The following is a 9,356-nucleotide window of genomic DNA, read 5'->3' as shown; positions in this document are numbered from 1 at the left end:
GGCCGTGGGCCGGGTGGGTGCGGTCCTCCAGCCAGCTGTCGCAGTCCGGGGTGAGCGCTATCGCGGAGGGGGCGGGGACGTCGAGGCGGTCGGCGAGGTCGCGCACCAGGCGGTACAGATCGGGGGCCGCGCTCTCGGCGATCGCGACCGTGGGAGTGACGGCGGGCCGGGCCCGCACGACGACCAGGGCGATCACCCCGGCGGCGAGCAGCACCAGCACCGCGAACACGGACGTCACCCAGCGGGCGAGGTCCCAGCCGTGGCCCGTGAAGTGGCCGCTGGATCCGCCCGCGAGCAGGATCACCGCCGCCGCCGCGGGCAGCATCGCGACCGCCAGCGCCCGTCCGCGGATCCGCAGCACCGCCAGCGCCCTGGCCCGCGCGCCCTGGGCGCGTGCCTCCACTCCGATACCGGTCACGCCGGACCTCACCCCCTCCCCTCAGTGCTGGCCGTCCTGGCTCTCCTGGTCTTGCTCACTCCCCCACTTTGGCACCCGCCACTGACATCGCAATGCCGGTGGGCCAAGTGCCGGAACGCTTGCGCCGCACCCTAGTTGGCACGTCGTCCTCCGTCAGCCGGTTGGAAGAGCGCTCACTCGATGGAATGGCTTTGGGGAAAGGTGAATGACTCTGGGCAAGGAAGAGGCCCCGAGTTCGATGGACGTTCCCATCCCGAACCCGGGGCCTGAAAGTGCCTGCTGAGGGCTGTGTGCGCCCTGAGGTCTACGCCTCTGCCGCCGCCTTCGCGGCGATGTCCGTACGGTGCTGGGAGCCGTTCAGGCCGATGCGCGCGACCGCCTCGTACGCCCGTTCCCGTGCCTGCGTGAGGTTCACGCCGGTCGCCGTGACGGACAGGACCCGGCCGCCCGCGCTGACCACCGCGTCGCCGTCGCGCCGGGTTCCGGCGTGCAGGACGTACGCGTGCGGGGCGTCCTCGGCGGCCACCTCGTCGAGGCCGGTGATCGGGTCACCGGTGCGCGGGGTGCCGGGGTAGTTGTGCGAGGCCACGACCACGGTGACGGCCGCCTCGTCGCTCCAGCGCAGGGGCGGCAGGTCGGCGAGGTTGCCGGTCGCGGCGGCCATCAGGAGACCGGCGAGCGGGGTCTTGAGGCGGGCCAGGACGACCTGCGTCTCGGGGTCGCCGAAGCGGGCGTTGAACTCGATGACCCGCACGCCCCGGCCGGTGATCGCGAGCCCCGCGTAGAGCAGGCCCGAGAACGGGATGCCGCGGCGGTGCATCTCGTCGACGGTCGGCTGCAGGACCGTCTCCATGACCTCGTCGACCAGCTTGGGGTCGGCCCAGGGCAGCGGGGAGTACGCGCCCATGCCGCCCGTGTTCGGACCCTCGTCGCCGTCGAGGGCGCGCTTGAAGTCCTGGGCGGGCCGCAGCGGGACGACCGTCTCGCCGTCGGTGACGGCGAAGAGGGAGACCTCGGGACCGTCGAGGAACTCCTCGATGACCACGCGCCCGCAGGCGGCGGCGTGGGCCTTCGCGGCCTCCAGGTCGCCGGTCACGACGACGCCCTTGCCTGCGGCCAGACCGTCGTCCTTGACGACGTACGGCGCTCCGAAGGCGTCGAGGGCCGTGGCGGCCTCGGCGGGGGTGGTGCAGACGTAGGAACGGGCGGTCGGCACGCCGGCAGCGGCCATCACGTCCTTCGCGAACGCCTTCGAGCCCTCCAGCTGCGCGGCCTCCTTCGACGGGCCGAACACCGGGATGCCCGCCTCGCGCACCGCGTCGGCGACGCCGGCGACCAGCGGCGCCTCCGGCCCGACGATCACGAGCTGCGCGCCCAGTTCGGTGGCCAGGGCGGCTACGGCCTTGCCGTCCAGGGCGTCGACCGGGTGCAGCTCGGCGACCTCGCCGATGCCCGCGTTGCCGGGGGCGCAGTGCAGGGCGGTGACCGCGGGGTCGAGGGACAGTGAGCGGCACAGGGCGTGTTCGCGGGCGCCGCTGCCGATGACGAGGACGTTCACGGGGCCAGCCTAACGGGCCTGGCCGCGGGTGCTTTGTGCGGGCTTCCGAAGGATGGCGGGGCGGGTGTTCGTAGGTTCCGCCGAAGCAGGGCCCCGAGCTGGGGCGATGTCCCCGGGAGACGCTCGGGCGCCGGGTCTCGCCCGCTACTCGTTGGTGAACTCCTCGACCACGGTCGCCCCCAGCTCGCGCACGATCAGTTCGTGGCCGGAGAGGGCCGACTCGTTGAGGTCGGGGTCGTCGTCCTCGGGGATGTCGTCCTCGACCGAGACGTGCTCACGGGCCGGGGACTGGGGTCTCGACGAGGCGTGGGCGGAGGCCGACGCCTGGGCGGACCGGGCCTGCGGCGGGCCGGAGGATGTGGAGGAGTGTGCGGAGGAAGAGGAAGCGGAGGAATGCGCGGAGGACTGGGGGGCCGTCATGCCGCCGCCGCCCGGACCGGCGCCAGGGGCGCCACCCCCGTAACCGCCGCCGTAGCCGCCACCCCCGCTGTTCGCCCCGCCGGGGCCGGGCGACGCGGGAGGACCGCCGAAGCCGCCGGACGGCGGGGGGGCGGAGCCGCCGCCGGACGGGTCGACGAGCGCGTCGATCTTCCACTGGACGTTGAACAGCTCGGCCAGCGCCTGCCGCAGCACGTCCTCGCTGCCGCTGCTGACGAAGTTGTCGCGGGCGCCCGAGTTGACGAAGGCGATCTGGAGGGTGGTGCCGTCGAAGCCCGCCACCTGGGCGTTCTGGCTGAGCAGGATCCAGGTGAAGCGGCGGCGGTTCTTGACCGCCTCCAGGATGTTGGGCCAGAGCGTGCGGGGGTCGAGGCCACCGGCGGGGGGAGCGTAGGCCCCGGCCGCCGGAGCGGCCGCGGGTGCGGCCGGCGCCGGGGCGGGTGCGGCGGCGGCCGTGTCGGGGGTCGCCGGGGGGCGTCCGCCGCCGCCCGCGGGCGTGGGCGTGGGCCACCCGCCGGGCCTGCGTCCGCTGCCGGCGACGGTGGGGGTGGGCCAGGCACCGGGAGCGGGGGCGGCGGGCGGGCTCGCTTCGGCCGGGGCCGGAGGGGCCGGTGAGGCAGGAGCGGCGGCCGGCGGCTGGACCGGGGCTGCCTGCTGGGGCGCCGGGTGGGACGGAACCTGGGGCTGCTGAAGGGCCGCCGCAGGACCGCGTACCGCCGCGCGGGCGGCCGCCGCGCCGCTGCCCGGCGGAACGGGGGCACCGGCAGGGGCCTGGACGGCCGGCGCGTGAGCCTCCGGTCCGGGGACGTATCCGACGGCGGGCATTCCGGCGGGGGCCGCGCCCGCCGAGAAGTTCACGCCGCGCTCGATCCGGTCGAGGCGGGCCATGACGGAGCGCTCGTCGCCGTAGGCCGCCGGGAGCAGGACGCGGGCGCAGATCAGCTCGAGCTGGAGGCGGGGCGAGTGGGCGCCGCGCATCTCGGTGAGGCCCTGGTTGACGAGGTCGGCGGCGCGGCTCAGCTCGGCGGCGCCGAAGACGCCCGCCTGGGCCTGCATCCGCTCGATGACGTCGGAGGGGGCGTCGATGAGCCCCTTCTCCGCGGCGTCCGGGACGGCGGCGAGGATGACGAGGTCCCGCAGCCGCTCCAGCAGGTCGGCGACGAACCGCCGCGGGTCGTTGCCCCCCTCGATGATCCGGTCCACGACCTCGAAGGCGGCGGCGCCGTCACCGGTGGCGAACGACTCGACGACGGAGTCGAGCAGCGAGCCGTCCGTGTACCCGAGGAGGGAGGTCGCCATGGCGTATGTCACACCGGCCTCGCCCGCGCCCGCGAGGAGCTGGTCCATGACGGACATGGAGTCACGCACGGAGCCGGCGCCGGAGCGCACGACGAGCGGCAGTACCCCCTCCTCGACCGGGATGTCCTCCTTCTGGCACACCTCGCCCAGGTACTCCCGCAGCGTCCCCGGCGGCACGAGCCGGAAGGGGTAGTGGTGGGTCCGGGACCGGATGGTGCCGATGACCTTCTCGGGCTCGGTGGTGGCGAAGATGAACTTGAGATGCTCCGGCGGCTCTTCGACGACCTTGAGCAGCGCGTTGAAACCGGCCGACGTGACCATGTGGGCCTCGTCGATGATGTAGATCTTGTAACGGCTGCCCGCGGGCCCGAAGAAGGCCTTTTCCCGCAGGTCACGGGCGTCGTCCACACCGCCGTGCGAAGCGGCGTCGATCTCGATGACGTCGATGGAACCCGGCCCGGTGCGCGCCAGGTCCTGACACGACCGGCACTCACCGCACGGCGTGGGCGTCGGACCCTTCTCGCAGTTCAGGCAGCGGGCCAGGATGCGCGCGCTGGTCGTCTTGCCACATCCGCGCGGCCCGCTGAACAGGTACGCGTGATTGACCCGGTTGTTCCGCAGCGCCTGCTGCAACGGGTCGGTGACATGCTCCTGCCCGATGACCTCGGCGAACGACTCCGGGCGATAGCGGCGGTACAGCGCGAGAGACGACACGCATACGAGGTTATAGGCGCCCACCGACAACCGGCCCCGCCCCGAGTCCGCCCCGCTTCGAGTCCGCCCCGGGAACGCAAGCGCCCCCCACGCACCCGCCAGAGCCGACCTACCCTTGCTGCCTTCCGGCCCTGGGGGAGTTCAGTCAGATAGCGCCGCGTGAGGGGCTGCGCCCACAGTACCCGATGGCGGCCAGGGGGAACGAGTTCGCGAGCACTCCTCAACGTCTTGTATTGTTTGCCGCGGAGGATTCGCCTAGTGGCCTAGGGCGCACGCTTGGAAAGCGTGTTGGGGGCAACCCCTCACGAGTTCGAATCTCGTATCCTCCGCCAGTGCCTCACCGGGCACGATGTCGAAGGGCCCCACCGTTCGCGGTGGGGCCCTTCGTCGTTGTCCGCCCTCGTCGTCCTGGTTTTTGTCCACAGCGGGTGCCTCCGGAGTTCCGGGTGCCTCCGGAGTTCCCCAGATCGCATCGGCGATCTTCCGGGCCACGTCCTTGAGCATGGGAGAGCTGGGCGAGGATGTCGCGTTCTCGGGGGTGAGGGTGGAGCGGGCTGCGCAGGTGGGAGAGGAACACGGCCGGCGACGGGGGCGGAGAGGGACGGGCGGCCCTGGGCGGCGGCGTGGAGGGCGGTGAAGAGGTCCTCGGGGCGTTCGGCCCTCAGGAGGTAGCCGGTGGCGCCGGCCTCGTCGGCTCGGGTGACGTCGGCGTCCGTGTCGTAGGACCCGGGCGCCGCCAGACCAGGGTGCCGGCAGACCCGGGCGCCGACCGACCTCACCCGCCGCCGGCCCCAGCGCCGATCGACCCGGGCGCCCACCGACCGGCCTGAGCGCCGCTGACCTCAGCGCGTGATGCGGACCGTCTTCGTCTCCGTCACCTGGTCGATCTCCGAGGCGCGCACGGTCACGCTCATCTCCCAGGTGCCGGGGAGGGGCAGGTTGACGGCTTCGGCGGCCCAGTAGCCGGACCGGTCGGTGATCTTCGCGTCGAGCGGGCCGATGTCCTGGCCGGGGAGGCTGAAGGACAGGCGGAGTTCGGGCACGGTGGCGAAGCCGCCGTCGGGGCCGTAGACCACGGCCTGCACCGAGTTCTCGCCGACCCGGCCCGGGTCGAGGGTGATCTGCACGGTGCCCCGGGCGCCCGGTGCGCCGGCGCTGCTCATGTCGAAGGGGACGGTGGTCACGGAGGCGACGGGCAGCCCGACCGACTGCTCGGCCGTGGCCGCTTCTGCCTGTGCCCGGCCGGGCAGGGTGCCTGTCAGTACGGTCGTGAGACCGAGGACGACGACGGAGACGACGACCTCCGCGAGGACGGACCGGCGCAGGGCGCGGCGGTGCGCGTGCTCGGCCGGGGTGAGGGGCGGGCCGTCCGCGGACCGGTTCTCGACGGGCGGTGAGGGGGCGTCCTCGGGTGTCCGGGCGGCCATCCCCTCCTTCGCGGCCACCCCCTCCTTCGCGGAGACTCCGACCGCCGCTGCCACCTTCACCACCAGCTGGTTCTCCGGCATCTCCGCCTCCTCCTCGTCCGTCACATCGGTCTCATCGGTCTCATCGGTCTCATCGGTCACTTGCGCGTGGTCGGTCCCGGTTCTCACCAGTCGCCCCGTCCACTGCCTCGACCACGCGCCCGCCAGGAGCAGCAGGCCCACCGCCGCCAGCTTGGCCAGCAGGGTCCGGCCGTACGTCGTCTCCGTGAGGGCGTCGAGGGTGCCGAGGCCGCGCCAGGCCTGGTAGACGCCGGTCACCGCTAGGACGGTGACCGAGAGGGTGGCGAGCCGGGAGAAGCGGGCGGCCACCGCGGCCGGGAGGGTGCCGAGGCGCAGCAGGGTGAGCAGGGCGGTGAGGCCGCCGAGCCACACCGCCATGGCGAGCAGGTGCAGCACCGACGAGGCCATCGCGGCGGGGACCTGGATGCCGGCCGACGCGTGTTCGGCTGCGGCCCAGGTCAGGGCCAGGCCCACGGCCAGGGCGGTGCCGGTGACGGCGGTCGCCCGGGTGGGCCGGACCCGGCCGCGCTGCCGGAGCAGGAGGGCGGCGGCAGCGGCCAGCAGGAGCAGCCGGGCGGCCAGGGCGATGCCGGGCCGGCCGGCGAGGGTCCGGGCGAGCCCGGAGGGGTCGAGGGCCTGGGCGGGCCCGGCGCCGGTCTCGTAGGGGGCGCGCAGCAGGAGCAGCAGAACCGTCGACGCGGTGAACGTCCACCAGCCGGCCATCAGGAGCCCCCGCAGGGGCCGGACGTCCGGGGGGCGGCACAGGGCGACGAAGGCGGCCGTGCCGATGAGCAGGGCGGCGGCGCCGTACGCGAGATAGCGGCCGAGTTTGTGCAGGCCGGCGACGGCCGGGTCCTCGACGGGGCCGCTGGGGACGGTGGCCAGGGTCGCGGAGGGCGCGCCGACGGAGAAGGTGAAGGCGCCCGCGATGGGGTGGCTGTCCGCCGACACGACCCGCCAGGCCACCGTGAAGGTGCCGGTGCCGAGTTTCGCGGGGAGGGTGACGCGGGCGGTGTCGGACCGGCCGTCGACGTGCTGGGCCTCGCCGGTCTCGACGCGCCCGTTGCCGGGGTCGAAGACGCGGAAGGTGTCGTCGATCAGGCCGACGGACTCGGTGAAGGTCAGGGTGATGCTGCGGGGAGCGGTCTTGAGGACGGCCCCGTCGGCGGGGTCGGCGCCGCGCAGGGCGGCGTGCGCGGACGCCTGTCCCGCGCTCCCGAGGAGGAGCAGGAGGACCGTGGTGCCCAGCAGCACCAGCGCCCGGAGCCGCCGCCCGCCGTCCCGACCATCGTTCACGTCACCACTCCGTACGTACCGCCGCGGACTCCCCATGCTCGCCGATACGTACGGACCGCGGGCCGGTCCTGCTCACCACGCTCACCAGCAACGCGCCCACCACGCCGGTCCCGCTCACCACGGCAACGCGTCCACCACGCCGGTCCCGCTCACCATGACGGTCGTGCCGACACCCCTCCGTCCACCACCAGATCGTGCCCGGTGATCCAGGAGGCGAGCGCGGAGGCGAGGAAGACGCAGGCGTCGCCGACGTCCTCGGGGCGGCCGAGCCGGCCGACGGCGACCGCCTCACGCCAGCGCCGTACGCCCTCGGGCCAGGCCTGGTCCAGGCCGTCCCGTTCGATGAGGCCGGGGGAGACGGAGTTGACGCGGATGCCGTGGGGGCCGTACTCGCGGGCCGCCGCGCGGGCGTGTGCGGCGACCGCCGCCTTGGAGGCGGCGTAGTGGGCGTGGCCCTCGGCGGGGGTGGCCGCCTCCACCGAGGCGATGTGGGTGATCGTGCCGCCGTCGTGTGCGCGCATGATCTCGGCGGCGGCCTGGGTGCAGGCGAAGACGCTGGTCAGGTTGGTGTCGACGACCTCCCGCCAGTCGGCCGCCGTCATGCCGGGCAGGGGTCGTACGGGCTGTACGCCCGCGTTGTTGACGAGGCTGGTCAGCCGGCCCCCGCCACCGCCTGCCTCGGCCCACTCGGCGGCCTCCCGGACGAGCCGCCGGCATTCCTCCTCGGCCCTCAGGTCGGCCTGCAGGACGACGGCCCGGCCACCCGCCGCCACGATGTCCGCGGCGACAACCCGCGCCGCCTCCACCGCCGTACGGCAGTGCAGTGCCACGGCCGCGCCCTCCTCGGCGAAGCGCAGCGCGATGCCCCGGCCGAGGCCGCCGCCCGCTCCCGTGATCAGGGCGGTCCGCCCTGCCAGCAAGGTCATGGACGGCACAGTCGCGCGATGAGGCCGGCCCGGTCGGGGTGGCGCGCCGTCAGGACGGCCGCGTCGCCGTGTTCGTAGCCCGCATAGGTGAAGCCGGGGGTCATGGTGCAGCCGAAGAAGGTCCAGGAGCCGCCGGACGTCACCCGCGCGCCCATCCAGGTGCGCGCGGGGACGGTGAGCTGCGGGTGCTGGCCGCCGAGGATGTCGGGACCGAGCACGGCCGTGCGGGAGGTGCCGTCGGGGGCGAGGAGCAGCAGTTCCAGCGGGTCGCCGAGGTAGAAGTGCCAGATCTCGTCGCTGGGCAGGCGGTGCAGGGCGGAGAAGTCGTCCGCGGTGAGCAGGGCGACTATCGCGGACCCGGCGGGGGTGCCGTCCGGCAGTCCGGGGCCGGTCCAGGTACGGCGGAACCGGCCGCCCTCGCGGGGGATCGGCTCCAGGCCGTAGTGCGCGACGAGGTCCTCGGGGGTCACCCGGGGAAGGCTACCTCCCGCCTGAAGAAGGCCAGTTGGGCCCGCTTCTCCGGCAGGTGGACATCCGGCAGGTCGATCTCCGGGAGGGTGACGACCGGTCCTGCCTCGAAGCCCTGGTGGAGGAAGCGGGCGAGGGCCCTCTCGTTGCGCACGTCCGGGTCGACCACGACCCGCCGCCGGTCCTGCCCGACCAGCACGTACGACGCGAAGACGGCCATCAGCGCCGACGACCAGCCCGGCCGCGCGCCCCCTTCCTCGGGGGGCGCGAGCAGCACATGGACGCCGATGTCCCCGGGCTCGACCTCGTAGCACTCGCTGACGCGGTCCTCCGACGGCTCGTAGGTCTGGAGTACGGCGACGGGGTCGCCGTCCAGCTCGACGAGATAGGCGTGGTGGGTGTCGAGGCCGGCCATGTGGGCGTAGATTTCGGCGACCTGGTCCCGCGTCAGGCCGTTCATGCCCCAGAACACGGCCCGTTCGGCACTGACCCAGCCGTGCAGGACCGCGGCGTCGGCCTCGGCGTCGACGGGCCGGATACGCACGGTGCCGAAGCCGTCAGCCTTCTCCTCATGGACGTAATGGACGTGCTGGACGTGCTGGACGTCATGGACGTCATGGACGTCATGGACGTGCGCGTCAGTCATCGCTCTCGCTCTCCTTCGTCAGGTGCGCCCAGTCGGTGACGACCGGGGCCAGCTCGCCCGTGAGCCAGAGGGGGAGCTGATCGTGGTGGTGGGGGCTGTCGGGGTG

6 protein-coding genes, 1 tRNA gene, 1 other RNA gene and 2 pseudogenes are annotated in these 9,356 nt (G+C 73.8%); 1 reads left to right on the top strand and 9 read right to left on the bottom strand.

The window, feature by feature from the left end:
- The 4 genes and pseudogenes from P1P75_RS36420 to ffs all read right to left on the bottom strand — a co-directional run.
- Positions 1 to 418, bottom strand: a pseudogene (locus tag P1P75_RS36420) (hypothetical protein); the annotation flags it as partial.
- Positions 419 to 722: 304 nt separating this feature from the next.
- Positions 723 to 1,976, bottom strand: a complete 1,254-nt coding sequence (gene purD / locus P1P75_RS36415; protein ID WP_319263534.1) for a phosphoribosylamine--glycine ligase — start codon at positions 1,974 to 1,976, stop codon at positions 723 to 725.
- A gap of 144 nt (positions 1,977 to 2,120) precedes the next feature.
- On the bottom strand, positions 2,121 to 4,427 hold the full coding sequence (locus P1P75_RS36410; RefSeq protein WP_319263532.1) for a DNA polymerase III subunit gamma and tau: 2,307 nt from the start codon (positions 4,425 to 4,427) through the stop codon (positions 2,121 to 2,123).
- A gap of 73 nt (positions 4,428 to 4,500) precedes the next feature.
- Positions 4,501 to 4,599, bottom strand: an RNA gene (gene ffs / locus P1P75_RS36405) — signal recognition particle sRNA small type.
- A 72-nt stretch (positions 4,600 to 4,671) separates the two neighbouring features.
- On the opposite strand from ffs, the gene P1P75_RS36400 reads away from it, so the two are divergent.
- Positions 4,672 to 4,759 (top strand) — tRNA-Ser (locus tag P1P75_RS36400).
- Between the two features lie 173 nt (positions 4,760 to 4,932).
- Here the strand turns inward: P1P75_RS36400 and P1P75_RS36395 are convergent.
- The 5 genes and pseudogenes from P1P75_RS36395 to P1P75_RS36375 all read right to left on the bottom strand — a co-directional run.
- Positions 4,933 to 5,152: pseudogene (locus tag P1P75_RS36395) on the bottom strand (DNA-binding response regulator); the annotation flags it as partial.
- Positions 5,153 to 5,269: 117 nt separating this feature from the next.
- Positions 5,270 to 7,168, bottom strand: a complete 1,899-nt coding sequence (locus P1P75_RS36390; RefSeq protein WP_319263537.1) for a copper resistance protein CopC — start codon at positions 7,166 to 7,168, stop codon at positions 5,270 to 5,272.
- Positions 7,169 to 7,359: 191 nt separating this feature from the next.
- Positions 7,360 to 8,136, bottom strand: a complete 777-nt coding sequence (locus P1P75_RS36385; protein WP_319263531.1) for an SDR family oxidoreductase — start codon at positions 8,134 to 8,136, stop codon at positions 7,360 to 7,362.
- Positions 8,133 to 8,606, bottom strand: coding sequence for a cupin domain-containing protein (locus P1P75_RS36380; RefSeq protein WP_319263529.1), 474 nt, complete (start codon positions 8,604 to 8,606; stop codon positions 8,133 to 8,135). The genes P1P75_RS36385 and P1P75_RS36380 overlap by 4 nt, the downstream gene beginning before the upstream one ends.
- Positions 8,603 to 9,250: a GNAT family N-acetyltransferase gene (locus tag P1P75_RS36375; RefSeq protein WP_319263527.1), complete on the bottom strand. Its 648-nt coding sequence runs from the start codon at positions 9,248 to 9,250 to the stop codon at positions 8,603 to 8,605. The genes P1P75_RS36380 and P1P75_RS36375 overlap by 4 nt, the downstream gene beginning before the upstream one ends.
- Positions 9,251 to 9,356: the final 106 nt, after the last annotated feature.

This window comes from Streptomyces sp. ID05-39B (assembly GCF_033794725.1).
GTDB lineage: Bacteria > Actinomycetota > Actinomycetes > Streptomycetales > Streptomycetaceae > Streptomyces > Streptomyces bobili.
This window is presented reverse-complemented; position numbering and strand designations above follow the sequence as displayed.

Coding starts and splice junctions, on each gene's coding strand:
- P1P75_RS36385 (WP_319263531.1), bottom strand. CDS start 8,136: ATGACCTTGCTGGCAGGGCGGACCGCCCTGATCACGGGAGCGGGCGGC.
- P1P75_RS36375 (WP_319263527.1), bottom strand. CDS start 9,250: ATGACTGACGCGCACGTCCATGACGTCCATGACGTCCATGACGTCCAG.